This window comes from Actinoplanes sp. CA-030573 (genome assembly GCF_050951115.1).
Taxonomy (GTDB): domain Bacteria; phylum Actinomycetota; class Actinomycetes; order Mycobacteriales; family Micromonosporaceae; genus Actinoplanes.
Window position 1 is genome coordinate 7225185 of sequence record NZ_CP192038.1, and the last position, 24630, is coordinate 7249814.

General features: G+C 69.5%; 28 protein-coding genes. 27 read left to right on the forward strand and 1 reads right to left on the reverse strand.

Going from position 1 to position 24630, the window contains the following annotated elements; translation table 11 throughout:
• Window positions 1-15 precede the first annotated feature (15 nt).
• The 22 genes from ACQP2F_RS33185 (at window position 16) to ACQP2F_RS33290 (ending at window position 18404) form a co-directional block, all read left to right on the forward strand.
• A complete protein-coding gene (locus ACQP2F_RS33185; RefSeq protein WP_433294468.1) occupies window positions 16-888 on the forward strand; it encodes a branched-chain amino acid ABC transporter permease in 873 nt (290 codons plus the stop codon).
• The gene (locus ACQP2F_RS33190) at window positions 885-1913 is read left to right on the forward strand and encodes a branched-chain amino acid ABC transporter permease (protein WP_433294470.1); all 1029 of its coding nucleotides are present in this window, start codon (window positions 885-887) and stop codon (window positions 1911-1913) included. Before ACQP2F_RS33185 ends, ACQP2F_RS33190 begins: the two co-directional genes overlap by 4 nt.
• A complete protein-coding gene (locus ACQP2F_RS33195; protein WP_433294472.1) occupies window positions 1910-3472 on the forward strand; it encodes an ATP-binding cassette domain-containing protein in 1563 nt (520 codons plus the stop codon). The genes ACQP2F_RS33190 and ACQP2F_RS33195 overlap by 4 nt, the downstream gene beginning before the upstream one ends.
• Window positions 3469-3750: a hypothetical protein gene (locus tag ACQP2F_RS33200; RefSeq protein ID WP_433294473.1), complete on the forward strand. Its 282-nt coding sequence runs from the start codon at window positions 3469-3471 to the stop codon at window positions 3748-3750. Before ACQP2F_RS33195 ends, ACQP2F_RS33200 begins: the two co-directional genes overlap by 4 nt.
• Window positions 3747-4523: a hypothetical protein gene (locus ACQP2F_RS33205; protein WP_433294475.1), complete on the forward strand. Its 777-nt coding sequence runs from the start codon at window positions 3747-3749 to the stop codon at window positions 4521-4523. Before ACQP2F_RS33200 ends, ACQP2F_RS33205 begins: the two co-directional genes overlap by 4 nt.
• Window positions 4520-5368, forward strand: a complete 849-nt coding sequence (locus ACQP2F_RS33210; RefSeq protein ID WP_433294477.1) for a hypothetical protein — start codon at window positions 4520-4522, stop codon at window positions 5366-5368. Before ACQP2F_RS33205 ends, ACQP2F_RS33210 begins: the two co-directional genes overlap by 4 nt.
• Window positions 5365-5907, forward strand: a complete 543-nt coding sequence (locus tag ACQP2F_RS33215) for a hypothetical protein (RefSeq protein WP_433294479.1) — start codon at window positions 5365-5367, stop codon at window positions 5905-5907. The genes ACQP2F_RS33210 and ACQP2F_RS33215 overlap by 4 nt, the downstream gene beginning before the upstream one ends.
• Window positions 5904-7424, forward strand: coding sequence for an ATP-binding cassette domain-containing protein (locus ACQP2F_RS33220; protein WP_433294481.1), 1521 nt, complete (start codon window positions 5904-5906; stop codon window positions 7422-7424). Before ACQP2F_RS33215 ends, ACQP2F_RS33220 begins: the two co-directional genes overlap by 4 nt.
• Window positions 7421-7882: a hypothetical protein gene (locus ACQP2F_RS33225; RefSeq protein WP_433294483.1), complete on the forward strand. Its 462-nt coding sequence runs from the start codon at window positions 7421-7423 to the stop codon at window positions 7880-7882. The genes ACQP2F_RS33220 and ACQP2F_RS33225 overlap by 4 nt, the downstream gene beginning before the upstream one ends.
• Before the next feature lie 141 nt (window positions 7883-8023).
• Entirely contained in the window at window positions 8024-8506 is a 483-nt protein-coding gene (locus tag ACQP2F_RS33230) for a hypothetical protein (RefSeq protein ID WP_433294486.1), read from the forward strand.
• Between the two features lie 35 nt (window positions 8507-8541).
• Window positions 8542-9423, forward strand: coding sequence for a methyltransferase domain-containing protein (locus ACQP2F_RS33235; RefSeq protein ID WP_433294488.1), 882 nt, complete (start codon window positions 8542-8544; stop codon window positions 9421-9423).
• 50 nt (window positions 9424-9473) lie between these two features.
• On the forward strand, window positions 9474-10052 hold the full coding sequence (locus ACQP2F_RS33240; RefSeq protein WP_433294489.1) for a hypothetical protein: 579 nt from the start codon (window positions 9474-9476) through the stop codon (window positions 10050-10052).
• Between the two features lie 74 nt (window positions 10053-10126).
• Window positions 10127-10327 carry a hypothetical protein gene (locus ACQP2F_RS33245; protein WP_433294491.1) on the forward strand — a complete coding sequence of 67 codons (201 nt, stop codon included), beginning with the start codon at window positions 10127-10129 and terminating at the stop codon, window positions 10325-10327.
• Between the two features lie 190 nt (window positions 10328-10517).
• Window positions 10518-11510, forward strand: a complete 993-nt coding sequence (locus ACQP2F_RS33250; protein ID WP_433294493.1) for a hypothetical protein — start codon at window positions 10518-10520, stop codon at window positions 11508-11510.
• An 89-nt stretch (window positions 11511-11599) separates the two neighbouring features.
• A complete protein-coding gene (locus ACQP2F_RS33255; protein WP_433294495.1) occupies window positions 11600-12343 on the forward strand; it encodes a hypothetical protein in 744 nt (247 codons plus the stop codon).
• A gap of 292 nt (window positions 12344-12635) precedes the next feature.
• Window positions 12636-13553, forward strand: a complete 918-nt coding sequence (locus tag ACQP2F_RS33260) for a S1 family peptidase (protein ID WP_433294497.1) — start codon at window positions 12636-12638, stop codon at window positions 13551-13553.
• A gap of 319 nt (window positions 13554-13872) precedes the next feature.
• Window positions 13873-14436, forward strand: coding sequence for a GNAT family N-acetyltransferase (locus tag ACQP2F_RS33265; protein WP_433294499.1), 564 nt, complete (start codon window positions 13873-13875; stop codon window positions 14434-14436).
• Between the two features lie 241 nt (window positions 14437-14677).
• The gene (locus ACQP2F_RS33270; RefSeq protein WP_433294501.1) at window positions 14678-14926 is read left to right on the forward strand and encodes a hypothetical protein; all 249 of its coding nucleotides are present in this window, start codon (window positions 14678-14680) and stop codon (window positions 14924-14926) included.
• Window positions 14927-15047: 121 nt separating this feature from the next.
• On the forward strand, window positions 15048-15773 hold the full coding sequence (locus tag ACQP2F_RS33275; RefSeq protein ID WP_433294503.1) for a hypothetical protein: 726 nt from the start codon (window positions 15048-15050) through the stop codon (window positions 15771-15773).
• 79 nt (window positions 15774-15852) lie between these two features.
• Window positions 15853-16872, forward strand: coding sequence for an endonuclease/exonuclease/phosphatase family protein (locus ACQP2F_RS33280; protein ID WP_433294505.1), 1020 nt, complete (start codon window positions 15853-15855; stop codon window positions 16870-16872).
• A 159-nt stretch (window positions 16873-17031) separates the two neighbouring features.
• Window positions 17032-17295: a helix-turn-helix domain-containing protein gene (locus ACQP2F_RS33285; RefSeq protein WP_433294507.1), complete on the forward strand. Its 264-nt coding sequence runs from the start codon at window positions 17032-17034 to the stop codon at window positions 17293-17295.
• Complete coding sequence (locus ACQP2F_RS33290) at window positions 17292-18404, forward strand: glycosyltransferase (RefSeq protein ID WP_433294510.1); 1113 nt, start codon at window positions 17292-17294, stop codon at window positions 18402-18404. Before ACQP2F_RS33285 ends, ACQP2F_RS33290 begins: the two co-directional genes overlap by 4 nt.
• A gap of 18 nt (window positions 18405-18422) precedes the next feature.
• On the opposite strand, the gene ACQP2F_RS33295 is transcribed toward ACQP2F_RS33290, so the two are convergent.
• Complete coding sequence (locus tag ACQP2F_RS33295) at window positions 18423-18815, reverse strand: hypothetical protein (RefSeq protein WP_433294511.1); 393 nt, start codon at window positions 18813-18815, stop codon at window positions 18423-18425.
• 260 nt (window positions 18816-19075) lie between these two features.
• On the opposite strand from ACQP2F_RS33295, the gene ACQP2F_RS33300 reads away from it, so the two are divergent.
• From ACQP2F_RS33300 to ACQP2F_RS33320, 5 genes are all read left to right on the forward strand, one after another.
• Window positions 19076-19288 (forward strand): helix-turn-helix transcriptional regulator, encoded by a 213-nt coding sequence (locus ACQP2F_RS33300; protein WP_433294513.1) that lies wholly within the window; start codon window positions 19076-19078, stop codon window positions 19286-19288.
• A 525-nt stretch (window positions 19289-19813) separates the two neighbouring features.
• Entirely contained in the window at window positions 19814-20710 is an 897-nt protein-coding gene (locus ACQP2F_RS33305) for a DNA-processing protein DprA (protein ID WP_433294515.1), read from the forward strand.
• A 130-nt stretch (window positions 20711-20840) separates the two neighbouring features.
• The gene (locus tag ACQP2F_RS33310) at window positions 20841-21593 is read left to right on the forward strand and encodes a hypothetical protein (protein ID WP_433294517.1); all 753 of its coding nucleotides are present in this window, start codon (window positions 20841-20843) and stop codon (window positions 21591-21593) included.
• Window positions 21594-21790: 197 nt separating this feature from the next.
• The gene (locus ACQP2F_RS33315) at window positions 21791-22261 is read left to right on the forward strand and encodes a hypothetical protein (RefSeq protein ID WP_433294519.1); all 471 of its coding nucleotides are present in this window, start codon (window positions 21791-21793) and stop codon (window positions 22259-22261) included.
• 231 nt (window positions 22262-22492) lie between these two features.
• The gene (locus tag ACQP2F_RS33320; RefSeq protein WP_433294521.1) at window positions 22493-24220 is read left to right on the forward strand and encodes a ParB N-terminal domain-containing protein; all 1728 of its coding nucleotides are present in this window, start codon (window positions 22493-22495) and stop codon (window positions 24218-24220) included.
• The last annotated feature ends 410 nt before the right edge of the window (window positions 24221-24630 follow it).

Below are 24630 nucleotides of genomic sequence, written 5' to 3' on the forward strand. Positions count from 1 at the left end.
AGGAAGGAGCGCGTCGTGGGATCCACATCAGCGACCATCGCGGTCACCGTGCTCGGCGGGATCGCGTACGGGATGCTGCTGTTCGTCGTCGCCGCCGGACTCGCGTTGATCGTCGGCGTCATGAAGGTCATGAACCTGGCCCACGGCGCCTCCTACCTCGCCGGCACTGCTCTGGCCTACCTGTTCGCCGACGGCACCCTCGCTGGCCTCGCCCTCGCGCTGGCCGCCGGGCTGCTCGCCGCCACTGTCGGGGGCGCCGCCCTGGCCGCCCTGCTGCGCCCCCTGCGGGGGCACACCGAGCAAGCCGTCGTCACGCTGGGGTTGGGCGGCATCATCGCGTGGCTGTTCAGCCGGTTCTCCGGCGGCAGCTCCCTACCTGTGCCCCGGCCCGGCCTGCTCGACGGGCACCTGAGCTTCGCCGGGCACGGCTATCCGATCTACCACCTCGCGTTCATCGGCGTCGCCACGCTGATCGCCGTCGCCATGCACCAGGTCCTGCACCGCAGCATCGCCGGGATCGCCCTGCGGGCCGCCATCGACGATCCGCCGATCGCCGCCACCCTCGGACTGTCCCCGGGCCGGATCCGCACCGCCGCGATCGCCGTCGGCACCGCCCTCGCCGTCGGCGCCGGAGTCCTCGGCGCGCCGGTCCTCGGACCGGCCCCCGGCGTCGACGCGACCGTGCTGACGCTGTCGCTGATCGTGGTCATCCTCGGCGGCGCCGGCACCAACATCCGGGCCCTGCTCATCGCGGCCCTGATCGTGGGCATGGTCGACTACGTCGGCGCGATCGTCCTGCCGAGCCTCGCCTCGTTCAGCCTGTTCCTGGTCGTCATCGCCGTGCTGATCACCCGCCGCCAGGAGCTGCGGACGGTGGTCCCGGCATGACCACGACCACGCCCGCCACCGCACCGGTCGCGGCACCCCAGGACAACATTGCGGGCTGGACGCCAGCGGCTCGCTGGCGCGGTGTGTGGCGGGCCGGCCGATGGCCTGCCGGCGCCGCGGTGATCGGGGTGGCCGCCGCCCTTCCCGCCCTGGCCGGCCCGTACGTGGTCGGTCTCGCCAGCAGCGCGATCGTGCTGGCACTGCTGGCGATGAGCACCCAGCTGCTCGCCGTCGCCGGCCTCCCGTCGTTCGGGCAGACCGCGTTCCTCGGCGTCGGCGCCTACACCGCCGTCGTCCTCGCCAACGCCGGGATCACCCACGGTCTGGTCCAGCTGGCCGCCGCCGTGCTCGCCGCCGCCGCCGTGGCCGCGGTGACGGCACCGTTCGTGCTGCGCACCCGTGGCGTGAGCTTCCTGATGGTCACCGTCATGATCCAAGGGCTCGGGTACGCCGCCGCCGTGCACTGGACCAGCGTGACCGGCGGCAGCGACGGCCGCCACACCCCGCCGGTCACCCTCGGCCACAACGGTGCGGTGACCAGCACTCCGGGTATCTACTGGTACGCGTTCACCGTGCTCGCCGTGGCCGGCGCGGCCACCGCGGTCCTGCTGCGCTCGCGGCTTGCCCTGATCTGGCGCGGACACGCCGGCCACGAACCTCGCATGATCGCTCTGGGCTACCGTCCCACCGTCGACCTCGGCGCCGCCTACGTGGCCGCCGCCGCGCTCGCCGGCGCCGGCGGCGCGCTCACCGTCGCCATCAACACCTTCATGTCCCCGGCCTATCTGAGCTTCGACATCGCGGCGGCCGCGTTCGCCGCCGCCGCGCTCGGCGCCTCCCTCGCCGGCCGGCCGACCATGACCGGGGCGCTGGCGGCCACCGCCGCGATCGTGGCCGTCCGCGACTTCCTCGGCAGTAACGGCACCGGGCCGCTCTGGTTCGGCCTGCTGTGCCTCACCGTCCCCTACCTGCGCCCGGCCGCCACCGGGCTGCGCGCCTGGTCCACCCGCCGGAGGCAGGCATGAACGCACCCCTCCTGCACGTCGACGGTGTCTCCTACGGCTACGGCGCCGACCTCGCCCTGCACCCCGTCGACCTGCACGTGCACGCCGGAAGCCGGTACGGCGTCATCGGGCCCAACGGCGCCGGGAAGTCCACGCTGCTCAAGGTGATCGCCGGCAACCTGATCCCGGCGGCCGGCGACATCCGCATCCGGCAACGACCGGTCACCCGGATGCGGGAGGCCGCCCGAGCCCGGCTCGGCGTCGGCCGAACCTTCCAGCACCCCGCCGTCGTCGACCAGCTCACCGCCGCCGACAACGTCGCATTGGCCATCCGCCGCCGCCCCGGACGCCGCGTGCACGTTCAGGCGGCGCTGGAGCGCGTCGGTCTCGGCGCCCACGCCGGCACGCCGGCCGGGCAGCTGCCGTACGGCCAGCGACGGCTACTCGAACTCGCCGTCGCGTTCGCCGCCCAGCCGCAACTGCTGCTGCTCGACGAACCCTCCGCCGGACTCGACCCGAGCGAGATCAGCCACGTCAGCGCCATCATCCGGCAGCTCCCCGACGACGTCGCGGTCATCGTGGTCGACCATCACCTGCCGATGGTCTTCGACCTCGCCACCACCATCACCGTCCTCGCGGCCGGCCAGCACGTCATCACCGGCACCACCGACGAGATACGCGAGCACCCCATCGTCCAAGCGGTCTACCTCGGCCCCGCCGCACCGGACTCCCCCGCCGCCGACGGCGAGCACCCCGAGGACGGGCCAGCCGCAGATGCTCCGTCTGCCTGTGTGCGGCCCCGGCTCGCCGCGGCAGGTGGCAGTGCCGCGGTGGCGGGCCCGGCCGTGCTCCAGGTCGACGACCTGCACGCCGCCTACCACGGAGCGGCGGTCCTCGACGACGTCACCTTCACCGTGGCCGACAGCAGCGTGCATGCCGTCCTCGGCCGCAACGGAGCCGGCAAATCCACCCTGCTGAACACCCTTGCCGGGCTGCACCGGCCCGGTCGCAACACCCGGATCCGGGTCGCCGGGACCGACCTGCGACCCGGACGAGCGACCGACGCCGGCCGGCACGGCATCGCGCTGGTCCCGCAAGGCCGCCGTCTGTTCGCTCACCTGACCGTCCGCGAACATCTGGCCCTGGCCGGCCGCCGCACCCGCCACCGGCAGCACCGTTCCCGCTTCAGCGTGGACGACGTCCTGGACCTGCTGCCCGCCCTGCGCGACAAACTAGGCCGGTATCCGGCGCAGATGTCCGGCGGCGAACAGCAGATGGCCGCCATCGCCCGCGCGCTGCTGACCGGCCCGCGGCTGCTGCTGCTCGACGAACCCACCGAAGGCCTCGCCCCGCAGGTCGTCGACCAGCTCACCGCGACCATCATCCGCATCGCCGGCACAGGGGTCGCGGTCCTGCTGGCCGAACAGAACCAGCACGCCGCCCTCGACGTCGCCGACCACGTGACCGTCCTGGAGCACGGCCGCATCGCCATGACGGCCACCGCCGCCGAACTCGCCGACGGCGCCCTCGACCGCATCGGAGTGTTCCTCGGCGTCAACGGCATCGGGGAGGCGGCGTGAGCAGTCTGCCCCTCGCCGACCGGCCGGCCCGTACTACCGGTTTCGGGACGGCCGTGCGGCCGGCCGGAGGTTCCGGCATGGTCGTGCCCCGCACCGGGACCGAACCGACGATCGACGAGGTCCGGGTGCGCTGGCAACACGACACCGACACCCGCAACGCCCAGCTCGAGGTGTACCGACGCCGGACGCGGCTCGCCGCCGGCGTCGCCACGGCCGCTCTGGTGGTCGCCGCGGCCGCCCTCGCCGCACGGTCACGCGCCGGCGGAGGTGCGCGATGAAGCATCGCCGCGCCCTGGCCCGCGCCGTCGTCCACGCCGACTACCTGTACGACCAGTGTGCGCCGCGGGCAGCCGCCGACGTGCTACAGCCCGTGTTGCATCGCTACGACCCGGCTACGACGTGCACCGACTGGCTGGTCATCAAGGCCGCGACCATCTACGCGGCCACCGCCCTTATCGACCCGGACGACCAGCTGCTGTGGGCGTTGTTCGCCGACCGCAGCGCGCGGACAGGTTTCGGCCCCGAGGACCCGCTGACCGTGTCGGCCATGACCACCCTGGTCGACGTCTCCCGCGAGCAGGGCCTGCTCGTGGACGCGATCACCGTCTGCGGACGCCTGATCGACGCGCACGAGCGCCGCGAGCCGGCCAACGCGCTCACCTGGCGGCGCGAACGCGCGACCCTGCTGCACCGTGACGGGCAATGCGACCAGGGCCGCGACGAGATCGCCCTCTGCCTGACCTTGTCCTTCGGCCTCAGCACCCGCGACCAGCGGCAACGGGCCGCCCGCCACGCGCTCATCGCCCAGACGGTCATGGCCGCCGCGTGCGGCGACACCGGCACCGCCGTGGCGCTGCTGGAGAAGCACCACGAGGCCCTGGCGCCGGAGGGCAGCAGCGAACGCCGCGCCGACGAGGCAACCATCGGCGGGCAGATCCACGCCTTGGCGTCCACGCACCCGCACCTCTGCGAGCACGCCGACACGGACGCCGTGGTCGAGTCGTCGGCCGTGTTCTGGACGACGGCCATGCGTTTGGCAGGCCGACGATGAGCGGCCCCATGCCCGCCGCCCGCCGTAACCCGGGCCTGCCGGTCGAGAAACCTCGAACGCCGACGAGCCGTCGCGGCACCGCAGGCCCGAGCGCGCCGAACAACGGCCGGTGGCGTACGGCTGCCGCGCCTCGCATGCCGCAGGCCGACGGCCCGCGCCGTCGCGGACCGGTGCTCCCGGCCGGGACGAGCGCGTCCGAGCTGGGCGCGGTCGGGCAGGTGAGCGTGGATCAAGTCGTGGCCACCGCTCTGCGGACAGCGGCACTGCCGGGAACGTCCCACCAGCGGCGTGCCCTGTTCTCCGAGCTCGCTCATCGCCTCACCCAACGCACCCACGCCGCTTTCACGCCGCTCGCGATGGACGCGGCCCGGCTGCGTGCCGAAGTCCTCGACGAGCAGGGCGAGCACACCCAGGCCGGCCGGCTGTGGGGCCGGCTCGTCTCGCTCTACCAGCTCGCGCATCGCCGCGACGCCGAGCAGCACGCCCGGCTCGCACACGCCATCGACCTGCACCGCACCGGTCAGTGCGGGGAAGCCCTCAACCAGATGTCGTGCGCCTGGATAGCGGCCCGGCAACCCGGGCTCCAGCAGCCCAGCGCACCTACCGTTCTCGCGCTCTATGCGGCGATGCTCGGCGCGTGCGGCCAGAGCTCCGACCGTGACGCGCTGCTCGCCGAAGCCCAACCTCATCCCCGGCACGAGACCGCCGGGCAGCAGCCGGCGCCGCACAGTGACAGCGAGCCGGAAGAAGGCAAAGCCTGGCTCGCCGACATCGAACCCGCCGACGAGCACCAGCGCTGCTGCGCCTATCACGCGTACGCACAACGGCAGGGCCACCCGTCATGACCCACACCCACCGCCCGATCACGCGGCGCCGCATCCGCGGCAACGCCCGGCTGACGCCGAGCTGGGGCGCGCACGACCCGGTCCGGCCCGCATGGGCCTGCTCGTCCTGCCGCGCACCGTGGCCGTGCACGATCGCCCAGCAGCGGCTGCTGGCCGCTTACCGGTTCCAGCGCCGAGCGCTGGGCATCCTGCTGGCACTCCTGCGCGACCAGGCGGTCCTCGACCTGCCGGCCGTCGACCCCCAGCAGCTCGGTGTCCGGTTCACCAGCTGGTTCCGCCGTGCACCGCACCCGGCCGGCCCGGCGTTCAGGGTCACCTCAGCAACCACTCATCACCACGACGACCGCGAGCTCGTGGTCCGCCGTGTTCGGCGCCGCGTCGACCCCTGGGCCGCGGTCCAACTCGACATCCTGTTCGCGATGATCATCCCCGAGGGCCCGCGCGACGACCAGGACAGCCGCGACTCGTCCACTCCCGACGGCTCTGCTCCCGACTGCTCTGCGGAACCATCGTCCGGGTCACGCGGTGGTGCGCTATGACGGCCCAGCCGCACCGTTCCTTCGGCGATCGGCAGCGCCCCGCGCTCTCGCAACCGGCCGGCCAGCAAGAACCGCGCCACGTCGCCGGTACGCCTCTGCTGCGCATCGACGGCGTACGTCTCGCAGTCGGCGCACACGTGTCACCGCCGATAGATCTGCACGTCGCGTCCGGTGCCCGCCACGGCGTCGTCAGCGACGACCCGACGACCGCAGCCGCGTTGATCGCGGCCATCGCCGCAACCCGCAGCGTGTACGGCGGGCGCATCACCCTCGACGGCCGCAACGTAACCGCCCTGCAGCCCCTGCACCGGGCCCAGCTTGGCGTCCACGCGGCGTCACCGCGCATCACGGCCGCCGACAAGCTCACCGTCGAGCGGCACCTGCACCTGGCCGTGCAGCGCCGGACCCCGATCCTGCGCCGCCGAGGCGGGATCAGCGTGGCCGGCAGCCGGACGATCCGGGTCAGCGCAGCCCTGGCCCGGACCGGCCTCACCCCGTACCGCAACACGAGTCCCGCTTATCTGCCGACGCTGCAGAAACGGCTGCTCGCCCTGGCGATAGCCCTGGCCTGCCGGCCCCGGCTGCTGCTCGTCGACGACCTGATCGCCGGTCTCGACCAGGCAGAACGCGACCACCTCGCCAGCACCCTACGCGGCCTTCCCGGTGAGTTCGCCATCCTGGTCGCCGCCCACGACGCCGCGTGGGTCGCGGCCGTCACCGACACCCTCACCCACCTGCCCGCGACGGCACCGCCGAGCAGCAGCAGATCCGCAGCCCGCCCCTCACGTCCAATGGTCACGGCTCCCGAGAGGCTATCGGGCTCGCCGCTGTTGAGCCTGGAGCACGTCAGCGCCCGCACCGCGACGACGACGATCACCGACCTGAACCTCAACGTTGCCACCGGCGGCATCCACGCCGTGCTCGGCGGACCAGGCAGCGGAAAAACGTTGCTGCTCAACGTCGTCGCCGGACGCCACACACCCTCCGGCAGCTCGGTCATCCGCTACAACGGCATGGCGATCAGCGCCGACAACTCCAAGGATCATGCCAGCATCAGCCTGGCCGACGACCAGTTCGTGGAGCACCGCACGGTCGGCGAGCATCTCGCGTTCGCCGACCGGCACCACCTTCCGGCCGGAGCGCAACGGTGGACCATCCCCGCAGTCCTGGCCGTGTTCCCACGGCTCAACGAGGTGGGAACCCGGTACCCGGCGCAGCTCACCGACGCCGAGAAAACGATGCTCGGCATCACCGTCGCGCTGCTGGCGCACCCACGGCTGCTGCTGCTCGACGATCCCGGCCGCCGCCTGGCCGCTGGCGAACGCGCGACGCTGACCGCGGCCCTCACCGTGATCGCCCAGCGCGGTGTCACGATCCTGCTGGCCGAGGCCACGCCCGCCCTCGCTCCGGGCGTCGCCGACCGGCTCAGCGTGCTGAGCAACGGCGCGATCGTCCTGACGGTCGACGCGCAGCACAGCGACCTCGCCACCCGATCGGCCCCGGGGCGGGCGTCATGACCGGTAGCGAAACGCGGGCGCTCGCCGGGCTGGACGGCGATCCGTTCGTGGACGCCCAGGCGCAACTGCGGTCCGGCCGCTGCGTTGCCGGCCACGAGCAGTACCTCGCCCTGCTGCGGAAGACACCCGACCGTACGGCTCTGGCCCTGCCGCCGGTCGTGGCGGCGTTGGCCCTGTGCGAGCGGCGTCGCGCTGTTCTCGACCTGCTGGTCCAGCACACCGGTGCCCTGCCCGCCGTGGGCGACCGGCAACGCGACCGGGCCATCACGGCGCTGATCGCCGCCATCAGTGACCCGCGTGGCCGCGCCGAGCATCGGCCGAGCTGCGAGTACCGCGGGCAGCCCGACCAGCTGCGCTGGCGTCAGATCCGCGAGCGGATCAGACAACTCGAATATTCGCCGCATCTGCCGCCACACGCCTGGCCGGCAGATTCCCAGGCACCCACAAGGAGTGGGTGATGGCCGGCCATACGCCCGCAGCGACCACTCATCGCCGGCATCGAGGGCGGGCTCCACCACATCCGCGCTCCCCGAATCGGTCCACGTACTGGCAATCCCGCGAATCGAAGCCTCCTCCAGCACACGATAAGGAGTCACAGCATGTGCGGTGTCAACCACAACTTGTTCCCTCGGCCCGGCTACCTGATCGACATCTCCTGCGAGAGCATCGCCGCGAAGGTCCTGTTCACCCGGATGCTGTCGCACCACGAGGAAGTCGGCCTCACCCCGCAGCAGATCGTCGCCCTGATCGACCTCAACGCCGAGTACCAGGCGAAGCTGATCGAGATCCGGGTCGAGTTCGCTCAGGTCACCGAGCAGCTGGAACACAAGCGGGGCCGGCTCAACGCCGAGACCGTCGCCGGGCGCAAGGAACTGCTCGACCGGCACGCCGAGCTGTTCCGGGCCGAGGAGGAGCTGTTCTTCGCCTACGGCGAACGCGGCCACGACCTGCTGCGCGACGACCAGCTCGAGCCCATCGACGCGATCTACCACGCGGAGAAGGACGCCCGGCTCACTGATCTGCTGCCCTCGTTGAACAACGCGATCGGCCCGGCCTTCCAGATGACGGCCGCCGCCGCGTAACCAGCGACCACCGCAGCAGAGGAGCACTGATCAGCATGGGTGAGCACACCACACCGGCAGCCTCGACCGAAAACGGCGGGAAATGGCTGACCCGCGAGCGTGACCACGGACGCGGACACGCCGAACAAGCCGCACTGTCCGACCTGCTGGCCGGCATCAGCGACCGAGTGCTGGATGCGGCCCAGGTCCGGCCCGGCGACCGCCTGCTGGACATCGGAGCCGGAACCGGTCTGCTCACCCATGCCGCTGCTGACCGCGTCGCCCCCACCGGAACCGTCCTCGCCGTCGACCTGGCTGTCAGCGCGCTCGCCGAGATCACCCGTACGCAGCGCGCCATCTTCCCGGTCGCCGGTGATGCCGGCCGCCTGCCCATCGCCGCGTCCAGCATGGACCGCGTCGTTGCCCGCAGCGTCTTGATCTACCTGCACGACCTGCCCGGCGCCCTGCGCGAAGTCGCCCGCGTCCTCAAACCGGGCGGGGTCTTCGCGGCGTTTGAACCCATCAACGCTCGCCGGCACCACGATGCCGTCCTCGCCGACATCACCCCCGCCGAGCTCGACGCCATCGACCGGCTACGGCAACGCAGCAGCGCAACCGCCGCCCCGATGCTCGCCTTCAGCATCGACGCCCTGCTGGACGCCGCCCAGCACGCCGGCTTCACCTCGAGCACCACCGAGACCGCCGTCACCGACCAGATGACCACCCATAACCAGATCGACGCCTACCTGCACCGCATCCCGCACCCTGGCGCCGCCCACCCCCTCGACCTGATCACGAACCATCTCGGCGCCGACCTCGCCGACCGGTACGCCACTGCCTGGCACCAAGCCCTCGACCACGCCCCGGACCAGGCCGGCATCACCTTCACCACCCCGGTCGTCTACCTGAGCGCCCAACTGCGGCAACCCGCCGCCTGACCAACGCCGACGTCGCGCCGCACAAGCCGATACCACGAGGGAAATCACCGATGGCCGACCACCAGCCCGAGACCGCAGCGCACCAGCACTCGGCCGCAGCCGGCAAGACAGCTGCGACCGCTGTGCCCGGCGCCGACCAGGTCTTCCTGTGGATAGGCGACGGCACCATCGCCGTGCGCTGCCACGTGCACCCGGACTTCAACGCGGTACGTGAGTACGGACCGGATCGCGAGGTGCCCGTTGCTTGGATCGTCAGCCTGCTGCCGGATCACCTCGCCCAGCACGCGGCCGAAGCCACCGACGAGCCCACCAATGAGGAACCCGTCGCACCCGCGGTCACCGCTTTCCCTCTCGACGCTTTTGGTCAGGAGGTCGTCCGCCGCTGCCGCTGGGCCATCCACTACAGCACAGGCGACCCGTACATCAAATGGCCCGAGCTCTACCAGGTGGCCGTCGCGCTGGTCCTCGGTAACCACCTCCACCTGCAAGACGTAGGCCCCGGATACACCCCGGCGAGTGCGACCGCTCTCGTGGTCAGGAGCATCGAGAAGCCACCTGCGGACATCGGCGTGTGGATCAAGGCCGTCCGCGCAGAAACTCAGAAGCCGGGCGAGATGTGGTCGCCCTAGGACCCCTCGACACTCTCGCCTGACCCACGCGGCAGATCCACGCCCCTCGTCGCTGCGGACTGCCTGAGCCCGGCGTGGCCGATGGCGGTGACGGCCGACTCGCGCCTACGGCCATCACCATCGCCGAACAGAACACGACCTTCGCGGTCGGTATCGCCGGCACCTTCACCATCCTCGACCCCAGCCGCGCCGTGCACACCGCGGCCGCCACAGATCCCGGCGCCCTCGACCACGTGAACACCCGGCTCGGCGCCCTGAGCGGGGACCTCCCATGAGCGAGCACGACCGCACCTGCCGCGCGACCGCGCCACCCAGCGCGCGCCGGCATCCCTTACCGACACTGACCGGCACGAAGGACTACGCCATGCCCGCCCCTTCCAGCTTCCACCTACCGGCTCAAGCATCGGCAGCACGTTACGGGCGACCCGGCCTGGTCACGGCCGCTACGCGACGGCAGCCGCGGCGATGACCCGCCAGCAATCAACGACCTTCCCGTACCAGGCGCCGACCGACAGCCCTGCCGCGGCAGCCGGTGAACCAGCTGTACGGGAGCAAGTGCTGGATCGCCTCGCCCAGCTGGCCTCCATCGTGCGCGACGACTACCGCCACGGACCCTCGGGCGACTGGCTCGACGACCCCCTCGACGGCATCAAAGACGAGGCCGCCGACACGCTCGCCCGCATCGACCTGGCCGCCGCACCGGCTGACCCGCGGCTGCTGCTAGCCGTAATCTGGTTCGCCTACCGCGTCGACATGGACGACGCCTGCCTGAACTACCTCCTGCGCGTCATCCCCCAGCTTCATCCCGCAGACGACGCCGACGCCCTCGAGGGCTACGGGACCGCAGCCGGGCTGGCTGACAACACCGGCCGGCTCGACCTGTCCGTCAGGCTGGCGTGCCGGCAGTACTGCGGTCTGGCCAAGCTGGGCGACAGCCGCGAGACCGCAGCAGCGCTGGGCCTGTTGCAACGGCTCGCCCATCAGGCCGGATGGTGCCGCATCGCCCGCGAAGCCGCCGCCCGCCGCCTGCAGCTCTGTCTACGCCCCCTCCCACGCGCCGCACCACACACCGCCGCCGCCGCGGTCGATGCTGCGCACGCTCAGCGGCACGCGTTGACCAGCATGCTCGAGATACTCATTCTCTGCGGCTTTGACGAACGCGCCGTCGAAACCGCAAGCCGATTCCGACACCTGCTCATCGAGCCGGACCACCCGATGAAGGACATCCTCAGTATCGGCTGGCACGTCGGCCCCCAGCAGCGATCCGAGCATCAACGCCAGTGCCGGGCGCCGGGCCCGGACGCCGGGCGCCCGCGATCCGCGCGCCGCTCCGGTGAGCAGTGGGATGCGCTGCTCTATGGCTTCGCCAAGGCTCCCGCCACCCCGAAGCGGCCATACCACGCCGACGTGCTCGGAAAACCCCTCCAACAGGTCGAAGGGCCCCGGACAACCCGATGAACAGAGCCGATCAGAGCTTGCGTCAACCAGTCGTGGGCATGCCAGAACTCGGTGTTCTGCCCGCGGTAATCCGCCATGCGCGACGGCTCATGCGCGACCTGGAGAACACCCGCGCGTGTCGGCTACTCAGCCACGCACTGGGACCGTTCGACCCGGTTACCGCCCGCCACGACCCTCGCCTGATGCGTGCCGCGACCTTCTACATCGACGTCCTGTCATTCGCCCACACCCACCCCGACCGCGACGACATCCAACTCGCCTGGGCCCGATACGCCAACCAGGCGGCACGCACCTACTACACCGTGGCGAACCCGACGCGCCACCACATCGCCGACATGTACGCCCGCGTCTGCACCAGGCAGGGCCTCACCTTCGACGCCGCGATCACCCGGCGCCGCGAGCTCACCGCCTACACCACCTACGGACCCGCCGAGGACATCCCCCATGCCTGGAGAGAACTCGCCGTAGCGCTCCACGCTGACGGGCAATGCGCCGAAGCCCACTCCCAGATCCAGGAAGCCTTCACCTACTGGAAACACACCGACGTGCCCGCCCAACCCACCGGCGGACAGCTCCTGAGCACCTACGCCGGCATCCTCGCCGGATGCGGCGACACCGACGCCGCTCACACCCTGCTCCGCGACCACACCTACCTCGTCGCGGTGCCCGGAACCGACCAGCGCGCAACCGCCGCGTTCATCACCGCCGTGCAGATTGCCGTCGCCGAACGCGAACATCCACCGGTCTGCACCCTGCTCCCGCAACGTGAACCACCACCCGAGGCGGACCGATGGCAGGGGTGGCAAGCGGTTTTGCTGCCCTCCCGGTCGTAACCCGGTCACGTCGAACGACGCCTTGCGTACACCACAACGCCGCCCACGACGGGCTCGGGCCTCCTGAGGCCGGCCTTTCCTCCACCACATCTCGCGTTTTCGTCGGGAGCCCGTGGCCGGTGGTCCGCTCTGCCTACCGAGTCTGCTGGCCGCGAACGGGCGCCGGACGCAATACCGCTACGACGGCGGTCGGACGCTTGCCGACTAGGCGCCAGCGCCCGCAGGCCGCCCCTCATGTTCCCGGCACCACGACGGTGCCGGGTGACCCATCCCTCTGATCAGTAAGGATTCGATGAAACTCCTCAAACGGTCGACGATCGCCGCGGCAACGGTTGCCGGCATACTCGCCGTCGCGGCCTCCCCGGCCGCGGCGATTGTCGGCGGTCGCGACGCCACGCACGCCTATCCGGGCATGACGTTCGTCGGCGTTCTCTATCCCGGCATCGGAACCGCGCAGTGCGGCGGCACTCTGATCACCCCGCGGGTCGTTCTCACCGCCGCGCACTGCGTCAGCGACGAGTTCGTCGCCCCGCAGGTCGAAGCGGTGCCCGCCGAGCGGATCACCGTGCACATCGGCAGCAACGACCGGACCGCCGGGATCGTCGCCACCGCCGAGAAGGTGTGGCTGCACCCGGACTGGCAATGGCTGGAACAGCCAGCGGGCACACCGGTCTCCGACCTGGCCCTGGTCAAACTCACCCAGCCCGTGCCGGCCGGGCTCATGCCCGTCGGAGCCCGGCAGGCCCGCCCGTCGGAGCCGCTGCGGCTCATCGGCTGGGGACTGACCCAATACCCGGTCCCGGCCGGCTACCCGCTGCCGACCATGCTCCAGCAGCGCACCATCACCGTGCTGCCCGCCGCGGCCTGCCAAGGCGGTCTCATCGGGCCCGGCGAAACCTGCACCAGCACCGGAGCCTGCTTCGGCGACTCCGGCAGCCCGGCCCTGACCTGGCACCCCGGCCGGCACCCGAGGTGGGAAGAGGTTGGCCTCGGCAGTCGGGAGACCAGCGACCCGCAAGACCCGAACGCCAACCCGTGCGACGGACCGATGATCTACACCAACGTCGCGTACCCGCCGTTCCGGACCTGGATCGCCGACACGATCCGCGCCGGCCACACCCGCGGTTGCCTCTGCCGCCCCACCGTCCGCTCCCTGGACAAGAAGGCCAGTGCCCGGCTCGACCGGCTGAAGCCGCACCTCACCCGCTGACCGCACGCACCGCATAACCCCGGTCCGGCCCGCCCCCTCACGACGGGGTGGGCCGGACCACCCGGGGCGCGGACTCACGGCGATCAAAAGGGAAGTGACTTCGCTCCTCGAGGAGGTGGACGATGCCGGACGCGCGACGCTTGGTTATCTCCGGGTCTTCGGACACCGTTTCAACACCTCTTTTGATACCGCTTGATCGTCGGCGGATTTCGTGTCCGCGAGTTTCGACACCACGGAACCGCCCGCTGGAGGATCCGGCGCTTTGCCGCGGCGTGACATGATCTGATGGATCTCGTCGCGTTCAGCGAGGAAGGGCCACATGAGCGAGTCGTCGATGCTGTCCGCCGCCGAGATCGCCACGGATCGCGTCCTGCTACGCAAAGCACGTGACGCCGACCGAGAGCGGCTTATTGAGCTGCAGACGGACCCGCAGGTCTGGGCCCACCTCGGCGGCCCTCATCTCCGGGAGACTGTCGAGCAGCGCCTTGACGAGATCGGCGGCGCAGCGAACGCGACCCCCCGTCCCGGCGGTTTCATCATCGCCGACAAGGCCACCGACGATCTCCTCGGAACTGTGGAACTCAAACGCCGAGCGGTTGAACTGCCTGGTCATGTCAACGACTACGGCGAAGAACTGGAGCTGGGCTATCTGTTGCGGCCCGACGCATGGGGCGCAGGCCTGGCGTTCGAGGCCACCACCGCAGTGTTACGAGCTACTGCGGATGAACTGCCCGATGAGCCGGTCATCCTCGTGACTCAGAGTGCGAACACGCGCTCGTTGAAGCTTGCGGTCCGTCTGGGTTTCCGGCCAGTCAGCACCTTCAGAGAGTTCGACGCCGAACAGACCTTGGCCCTGGCCAGCCTCCACTCATTCAAAGCCTGAACAACGCACCATCACGCCGAACCACCACGGACAAAGTTGCCTGACACAAACCTCGTGTTGCACGTCTTTCGCTGGCACGGACAAACCTCTTTGGCAAGAGACACGTGACCACGTAGTGCTGAGCGGCTCTGACGTGGGGTTTGTCCGTCAGTTCTGACACCACGGTCAGAGGACGCTCTATCGCCTCGCCTGAACCTGCGCCCGCAATGCCACCCGGACCCCGGCCTAACCAACCGCCCCCATGGATCCGGAAGAACCCGACGACGAACTACTACCGATGATCCTTGGCGTCTGCGAGGACTTCTTCGCCATGCCAGCCCAGCCGTCCACCACGAGCTCGGCACGGTCCTCCGCGCCCGAGACATCAGCGGCGGTCCCCGGCTGGCTGATCGACATGCTCGCGCTCACCCGGCTCCGCCTACAGACCGCCAACGATCCTGACCAACCCACGGCAACGGACCAAAGTGCGGTCAAAACTAACGGAGATTGATCACCAGCCGAGCCGATCAACGGAGTCAAAACTCACGAACCGCTGGTGTCGTTTGTCGCGAGCCTAATCACGACGCTCTTACGACGATCTGCCGGTCCCGATCCGGGACGCGATCACCGCGGTGATCGGCTCGACCGACACCGTGTCCACGGCCGCTGCCGGCTCCAGCATCGCAGTGACCGCGTTGGTGCACACCCGCAAAGGCCGGTTCTTCGTCAAGGCGATACCCGCCGGCCACGACGCGTCCCGGCAACTGCGCGAGGCCACGCTGGCCCCTTTCGTGCTCCCCGTCGGGGCTGCGCTGGTCGCTCATCTCCAACGCGACTGGGACATTCTGATCTTCGAAGCTCTCGACGGCAGGCCCGCGAACTACGCTCCCGGCTCCGACGATCTGCCCGCCGTGACGGAACTCTTGACCCGGGTCGCCCGCGTGCCCTGCCCGAGCACCGTCGACCTGTACGAGGCGCCGCTGCGCCTGCAGCAGTGGATCAACGATCCCGACCTGGCCTACTTCGCCGGCACCACGCTGCTGCACACCGACCTCGCTCCTGCCAACGTCATCATCGCCGATGGCAAAGCGCGGCTGGTGGGCTGGTCCGCCGCGACCCGCGGGGCCGCCTGGCTCGACCCGGCATTCTGGGTGACTCACCTGATCGCCGCCGGCCACCCACCCGCAGCAGCCGAAGACATCGTGGCCCGGATCCCGGCGTGGCAACACGCGCCGGCAAGAGCGGTCAGTCTCTTCGCCACCGCCCAGGCCCGCTTACCCCGCCGGGCAGCGGTCGGGGAAACGCTGCGCGCGGCAACCCGCCGATGGCTCGAATACCGCCGGTCATTGCCCACGTGAGCCGGCGCCTGCGGAACGTTCCCGGATGACCGCGAACCGCCCGAGACCTCTTCCCTCGACGAACCCACAGGAGTCGACGATGACCGTTGGCATTGAGCCGGAACCCACCGACACCGCTGTCCGAGCAGAGCAGCCATCACACGTGCCGATGGCTCTGCTGAACCTCAAGAGCGGCGCGATGCTCGCGCCCGGCCGCTACGACTTCGACCGGCTCGAACGCATCGCCGCCCAACTGAGCACGCCACCATCCTATTTTGGCCTCTGCGAGGCCAAGCAGTACGACGACAACGCTTATGCCGGCCTGCTGGACGCCGCCGCCGTGCTGTCAAACGTCTACGGCCGGCCCTACGTCGGGACGCTGAGCTGGAGCGACCGCGGACCCATCGCGCCCGCGTTCTTCCTCGACACCACCGTCCTGCGGCTGGCCCGCTGGCACGACGGCACCAGCCGCCCCGACTACCCCGACGCGCGCGGCCTCGCCGAAATCGAAATCCGCGCGACCGGTGACCGGTTCGCCGTTCTTCTCGAACACCTGCACCCCAGCTCTCCGCAGCTACGGTTGGAACGCGCACGGCTGCTCGACCGATACGGCGCCGCCTACCGCCAAAACGCGGTCATCCTCGGCGACCTCAACTGCACACCGCCCGGCGACCGATATCCCACACGCAACTGGGAGTACGCCAGCCCACGACTGCGATCCCATAAAGCCGTCCAGGTCAACGACGTGTGGCTGCCCGCGAGCGCCCCGATCGCGCATTTACAAGCGATGGGGTTCCGCGCGGTCCCCGACCTCGCCTATGCCACCGGCAGCCCTGCCGAGATCGCGTACGCGCCGACCGTCGTCGACGACGACGGACGCGGCGAGACCATCGACCTCATCCTGGTCAACAACGAAGACATGTACGTCCCGGGCAGTTATCGCGTCTACCCGGCGACCACCGGTCCAGCAGAGGCGCCTGACTCCGACCATCACCTCGTCACCTGCACCCTCAATGGCGCCGCGCGACATCCCCAGACACCGACGACCCCCTGCAAAACCAGCCCAACAGACCGTCATCAGCACGGGCACGACGGCTGGCCTGCCGTCCAAGACCACTAACCGTCCCGAGGCACTCAGGAAGTCCGACCGTCGCAGTGAGTGCATAGAAACCAGTGGTTGTCGTGAACTCGTCGGTCGAAGCCTGGAAGTCTCCGCCGCATCACCAACCCCGACTCCCTCTCCGCCGAACATGGCCCATCCCGATAGCAGGAGACCATTGTGTCTACGCCAGTCCGAGAGAAATCCCCGCGCCAACAAGGACCCTATGTCGAACGGTTCCGCAACCTCGACCCTCAGCAGAAGGCGAAGGAGCTCGCCGAGCTGAAAAGGCTGTACGAGGACGACGGGCTCTCCATCCGCCAGATCGCTGAACGCATGCAGTCGTCGTACGGCTTCATGCACGCCCGGCTCACCGAAGCCGGCGTCAACCTCGCCGTCAACAGCACCTCCTACATTCCGCCGACGCAGCAGGACCAAGGGTGAGCACCAGCCGCCGCGTGCTGTTCACCGCCGTGCCGATCTACGGTCACCTGCTGCCGCTGCTGCCGTTGGCCCGGGCGGTCGCCGACGCCGGCGACCAGCCCGTGATCACCGTGCCCGCGTCGATGACTCATCTGGCCCAGGCCTTGCCGACCAGCGTGTACGGACCGGACATCGACTTCCTCCTGGAGGAGAACGCCCGGCGTACCGGCGGCGCTTCGATGGCCGACTACGACGCGGTCGGGGAGCTGTTCGCCGCGACGCGCCCCGACCTGACCTTCGGCGAGGCCCTGCGCCACGCCCACGAGACCGGCCCGGACGTCATCGTCGCCGACGAGTACGACACGATCGGCCCGATGCTGGCCAGCGCCCTCAACGTCCCGCTGATCCAGCACGCCATCGGCCTGCCCGTGAACCCGCCGGCACTGGCGACCGCGATGTACGCCCGGCTGATCTCCCGCTACACCCAACTGCGTCTCGAACAGGTCAGCCGGTTAGCGCTCGTAGACCCGTGGCCGCCCGCGCTGCAACAACCGCAGTGGAAACCCCCACCCGACCGGCTACCGATCCGGCTACCGCCCTACACAACCCCCGCATCCCGCGCGCCGATCCCCGCTGCGGGACGGCCCCGGGTGCTGATCACACTGGGCACCGTCATCCTCGACCGCGACTTACTCGACGCGCTGGTCGACGCCGTCGCCGGCCTCGAGGTAGAGGTCCTCGCCCTGGTCCCGCCCGGCGTCACCCACCCGCTCACCGACACCAGGGCCCACGTGCGCTTCCTGCCGTTCACGCCAATCGGTGACCTCCTGCACGACGTGGCCGCCGTGGTGGCCGCGGGCGGCGCCGGAACCGTGCTGGCCGCCCTGAGCCGGGCCATCCCCATGGTGATGTTCCCGCGGGGCGCGGAGAAGCCGATGAACGCTGAACGGATCGCAGCGGCCGGAGCCGGTATCACCATCAGCACCCCAGCAGCCGCAGGTGACGCCGTCGCCGCGGTACTTGCCGACCCTTCCTACCGCGCCGCCGCGCACCGCGTGGCCGACCAGATCAACTCCGCACCGGAGCCAGCCCAGGTATGGCAGGCACTACGCGAACGCTTGGAAGCCTGACCAGCCCGGGGTCCGGAGTCAGGCTTCGATGGCGTGCAGGAACTCGACGATCGCCTCGGGCGAGCTCACCGTCTCCGGGACCGGGGTGGGATCGGTGGGGCTCTCCTCGACGAGGGCATACACGCTGGTTGCGGGCGGCAATAGCGACAAGTACCAGGCGATCGTGCCCGCCCAGACCTCGGGCGTGCCGTCCGACAACGACAGCACCCCGTTGGAACCAAACGTGCCCTTGCGCAATTCGCCGTCGCCCGGGTCGAGCTCGAACCGCAGGTACGGCTGCTGGTTGGTGGGTATGGTGCGATGCACGAACCGTGCCGACGGGAACCGCTGCTGCAGGGCCGCCTCCACCGCCGTAATGGTCAGTGGCCAACTCGCCCCAGGGCCGGGGCCGAAGTACAGGGTGCCCGCCATGGCGTGGTTCCTCCTACGGATGTAGCGCACACCGCGGGCAGCCGCGAGGTCCTCCCGGTAGCCGACGCTGACGGGTTGCTGACGTCGATCTCGAGATAACGGCTGCGAATCCTATCCCTGGATGCCCGATCGCCGGCCACTGACGCCGAGGCCGGAACCGGACGGCCTAGCTTCGGAAGCTGGGCGGCCCAAGGAAGTACTCGAGTCGGGCGACACCTAGCCTGGTGACACGGTCTAGTCCTTAGACTAGCATGTGCCGCATGGCACCGAAGGCCGCCTCTCTGGTGGGGGCGCATGAGATCCGCATCCGGCTTGGCGGTGTGAGTCGCCAGCGCGCATACCAGATCACCAGTCGACAGGACTTCCCGAAACCGGTCGCCGACCTTGCTCAAGGGAAGGTGTGGGCGCGTGACGACGTCGAGGCATGGATGAAAGTTCACCGCCCGGACGGCCGCGACTCCGACGAGCCGTAGACCCGTCAATCAGCGGCCCGGACATCGACGCTGGGCTGTTGTTCCGGCCTGCGGCCGGCGTACCAGCCTCCGGCTGATGCCGGCCCCTCGGGGGGCCGGAGCGGTGCGGCCTTCGGCCGCGCTGCCCTTCCCTTTTCCGGCCACCGGGGGCTGACGCCCGGGAGTGTAGGTTCCGTTCGCCGGCCGTCAAATCCGGTCCGGGCTCCCAAAACATCATGCTGAACTACGCATGATCTTTTGGTCGAAACCCCCGGCCCGGATTGGACTGCCGTCGCCCGGAACCGGGCGAACGAGTTCGCCCCCCGCCGTCCGAAAAAGGGCAGGACGCTGAAGCTGTGCGGACGGGTGTGGCTGGTCGCGCGGCTTGCGGTCACCGCCGGGCAAAAGGATCTTGACGGATGTGCCGGTGAACGGGGGTCCGGGGTAGACATCCAACCCAATATAGGGTATCTTAGTAGTTGTCCGGGAGGGGAAGGCAAGCCCCAACCGAGACAACCCAAACCACCAACCCGAAAGGACCACCCGGTGCCCCACAGCATCGATGACTCCTCGCAGGTCGACTACGAGACGCGCGTCGCGTACGTCGCCCTTGCAACCTTCGCTCCGTACGCGTGGCCATTCGAGGCCGTCACGAGCGAAGGCCCCTCGGTCAAGCTCGCCGAGCTTCCGGCCTCGATCGCTGCCCTCCACCGTGAGGCTGCGTCCGCAATGCTCCACCGAGCTGACCGGCTCGGCATCCGAGCCGTCGTTCCAGGCGACGATGAGTGGCCGCAGCAGATCGCCGACCTCAACCACGACAACGCGCTGCGGGGTGCACCTTTGTGCCTGTGGGTGCGCGGAACTGGACGACTGTCCGACGTCCTTCGCCGGTCGGTCATGATCACCGGCGCGGCGGCGGCCAATGATGCGGGCAAACAGCTTGCCCGGCAGATCGGTTGGCAACTCGGCGACGGCCCCAACGGCTGGACCGTCGCGAACGGCGGACGGTTCGGCATCGACGAGGCCGCGACTAACGGCGCATCGATCGCGGCCGACCGATCACCCCGAATGGTCGTGCTGGCCCATGGCCTGGACCTCGACCGCGGCCTGAACCGGCCCGACTTCTACAGTGCCGTTGCGGCTGAAGGTCTGCTGGTGAGCGTTGTACCCCTCGGATGCGAGCAGAGTCGGTCTACCCGGCTGGGCAGCATGGAGACGCTGGCCGCCCTGACTTCGGCGACCGTCGTGATTGAGGCGCCGCTGCGCAGCCTGTGCCTCGCTGGCGCGCGCCGAGCCGCCGCGATGAGGAGGCCGGTTCTGGCGATCCCCGGAGCCGAGCACGACGCCAAGTCCGCAGGTGGCCGACAGCTCATCGCCGACGGAACCGCGCGACCGGTCACCGACGGCCCAGGCGTGATCACCGCACTTGCGCGCATCGCTTAGCACACGACTCGGGCTGGCGGGGGTCGGTTACTCGGTCCCCGCCAGCGTCAATCGCTGATTCCCATCAGTCTTCGTTCTGGGAGTTCACATGCAGACGGCCCGTCGTGGGGATCTCGCGATCCTCCACCTCATGCGCAACGCCGAGGGGTCCACAGGTTCCGCCACGAGCGGGCTGGTCCTGGAACTTGCCGTGATCACGTCGATCACACGAGACGGCCGGCCGAGGGCCGTCCGACGCCTTACCAATCGCGCCGCCGTTGCGGGTCAGACCAAGCCGGTCGATGTCGACCGGCTCCAGCCCCACGCCCTACGGGTCGTTCCGGCTGCACAGATGCGTGTGAATGACGCGCTCGCGGCGATCCAGGCCCGGCGCGCAGACGCGGACACCGGCGAGGTCGCGTCATACACCAGCCCCGTCGAGTTGCTGCGAGACCTGCACCCATGGGTCGTCGGTCCGGTGGACTGTCTGGCGATTCTGCGCGCCGCTGCGGTGGTCGAGGTCCGCGACGACCGCAACCAGCGATGCAGCGCGTGCGGAGTCGCCACCTACGGCGACGGCCGCATCGTCATCGCCGACGACGGCTGCCCGACCGCCTACTGCGCCCCGGGGTGCCCGATCGGCGTCAACTTCGCCACCGATTATCCAGTCGGACTGGAAGTCATCATTACCCAAGGGTTCGCCGCGGGAGCCATCGGATCGATCGAGCGCGTCAGCGACGCCTATCCTCCCGATCTCGACGGCACCCGCTACTACGCCGGTCGGGCATACGTGATGACGCTGCCCTACTGGGGCGAGCGCCAGTTCACCGAGGACATCGTCGAGCCCCGCGACGCGCAACTCGTCGACCGATACGCAGTGCGACGAGGCACCTCAACTGCTTAGCCATCGGTCCAAATGGCCACGCGCGTGCAATCCAGCGGATTCGCACTGCGGTCGACCCGAAAGCATTGGTGCTTTCCCTGGCAGTAAGGCGATCCGGGGTGGACACCAAACCAAGAATAGGGTATCTTAGTAGTTGTCCGGGAGGGAAAGGCAAGGCCCGACCGAGACACCAAACCACCAACCAGAAAGGGATGTCGATGATCCTCTTCACCCACGACGGCGGCATCTTCGCCACCGAGGCCCGCCCCAGCATCGCCTCCGCCCTGCTGCGCCTGCTCAGCGCCAGCCGCGACGGCGAACTTCGCCGCGCAGTCGAGCTGGTCGAGGACGCCCGCAAGCACGTTCTCCGCGCACTCGAAGTGACCGTCTGCCACCTGCCGCTCAACGACACCCTCGCGCACGACGAGGTCACCGCATGGACCCATGTCATCGACATCGCCGACCTCGACGGCCTGAACCTGCTGAACAAGCTGAGCGGACCGCAGTGCATCCACACCGCATTCGGAGCGGCGGCCGTCACCGCCTGGCGCACGCTCGCCAACCGCGCCGTGGCGTACCGCGACGGCCACGTCCCGTGGCGTGCCGTCACCGACCAGGCCGAAAACACCATCAAGATTTGCCGCTGGATCTACGACGGCGGCTACGCCCACACGTTCGGCCAGTACTGAGCACCACCCCTGGCCAGAACCGAGCGTCCCGCCCCCAGGATCCACAAAATCGTCCTTTGACATCTCCACAGAGACACTGACCATCGCCCAGGTGGACACCTCCTGAGCGACCGATTGCCCAATGAGGCCACCGGCCAGCACCAAAGACGACCACCGGTCCCGGTCCGGGAGGCAACCCGGACCGGGATACCGGCCCAAACCACAAACTGCTAGATCGGAAAGGAAGCCATCATGGCTACGAACACCGCAACGAGGAAAAAGGCTCGCCGAGTCACCACCCCGGCCAACCTGCCGCCCACCGAGCCCGAGCAGCCGCAGGCCGACACCACCCCGGCCGACCAGCCGCCCACCGAGCCCGAGCAGCCGCAGGCCGACACCACCCCGGCCGACCAGCCGCCCACCGAGCCCGAGCAGGAGGACGACGAAGACGACGTACCCGAGCTGCCGGGTGACTACAAGGCACTGCGGGTGTCAAGGATTCTGCCCAACCCGAAAAACGTCCGCACCAACGCCCAAGCACTACCGGGCATCGTGCAGAACCTCGAGGAAGACGGCATCCGGGGGTTGCTCGCGCCGCTGATCGTCATCCCGTACGGCACGCATCGAGGAAAGCCGCGTTACCTCGCCGTCGACGGCGAGCAGCGCTACTGGTCAGCGGTCGACGCCAAGCAGAAGTTTGTGCAGGCCATCATCCGCCAGGACTTGGCCGGCAACGTCGACCAGATCGTCTCCATGCTGCGTCAGATCCACCGCACCGACCCCACCGCCCAGCAGCTGGCTCAGGGCGTCGAGCAACTGGCCCTCTACGGCCTGGACGACGACGAGATCAACCGCCGCACCGGCTACGGCATCGAGCGGGTCAAGGCCGCCCGCGCGGTCGCCAAGCTCAGCGGCGCGGTCAGCCAGCGCGCCCAGCAGTCCGGCCTTGACCTGACTCAACAGGCGATACTGTCGAAGTTCGCCGACGTACCCGAGACCGTGGACAAGCTGCTCGACGAGGCCGAGAAAGGCCCGTTCGCCTTCTCTCGCGCCGTCGAGGAAGCTCGCGCGACCAGAGAACGAGAGGCGGCCGTCGAGCACCGCCGCGCCGAGCTGATCGCCGCCGGGGTGAAGGTCTTCACCGATCGAGTCGACTCCACCGACCTGACCATCAAGCGGCTCGACATGCTGCTCACCGAAGACGGCAAATACATCAGCGACGATGACCACGCCGCATGCCCCGGCCACACCGTCGCCGTATACCACCCGTCCTACAGCACACGGATGGTCGAGATCACCTACTGCGCGGACTGGAAGGCCAACGGGCACACCACGCCCGCCAGCTCGACCGGAACCCTTACTCGCAGCGGTCCGATGACCGAGGAGCAGAAGGCCGAGCGGCGCGAGGTCATCGAGAACAACCGGGCGATGGAGGCCGCCAACACCGTGCGCCGCGAGTGGGTGACGAACCTGCTCGCAGGCACGGCCGAGCCCAAGGGCAGCAAGAAGTTCATCGCCCAGGAACTGGCCGAACCCGGCTACCTGCTCGGCACCTGGATCAACCAGGGCCGCAAGCTGCTCGACGACCTACTCACCCCCGGCAAGGCCAAGCGGCCGGGAGCCAAGCGGGTACCCGCCCGCACCAGCGAGATCCGCTACACCATGATCACGCTGGCGTCGGTCGTGGCCGCCCACGAGAGCGCCATCACCCGCACCACCTGGCGCAGCAAGGACGAGAGCGCCGCCCGCTACCTGCAATGGTGCACGCTCAACGGCTACGAACCCGGCAAGGTCGAACGACTCATCATCGACGCCGCCGGATCCACCAGCGCGGTAACGCGTCCGGCCCTCGCCCTGGTCGCCGCTGACGAGCGCGCCGCCGAGGATGCCAGCACACAGGAACCGGTCGAGGCCGAGGACCAGCCAACTGCCGAGCCGGAGCCGGTCGCCGACGACCAGACGCTGCCGGTCGCGGCCTGATCATCTGCCGGTCGAGGGTCACACCGACCCTCGACCGGCAGCACGCCCGCACCAACCTCGGGAGCTTGCCATCATCGACGACGATCCGACCCCGGCCACCGCCGACACCATCGGCCGATGGAACTATCACGCCAACGACATCGGCGACTGGTGCCCGTTCAGCTACGTCCACGTCAAAACCGGCCGCGACGACCCCCGCTGTCCGGCAGGATGCGCGGACAGCACCATCGAGGCCGACGACCAACCACCACGACATCCAGCCGAATCCAGCCACGACCAGCCAAACGACGAAGGATCAACGTCGTAGGGTCAACTTCGTTTGTCGTACCTAGCTGCATGGTGCGGACCGCTGCTCATTGGTGGACCCTTGGTGTTGCCCGGCCCGTCAGGGCCGGGTGGCATCTGGGCCG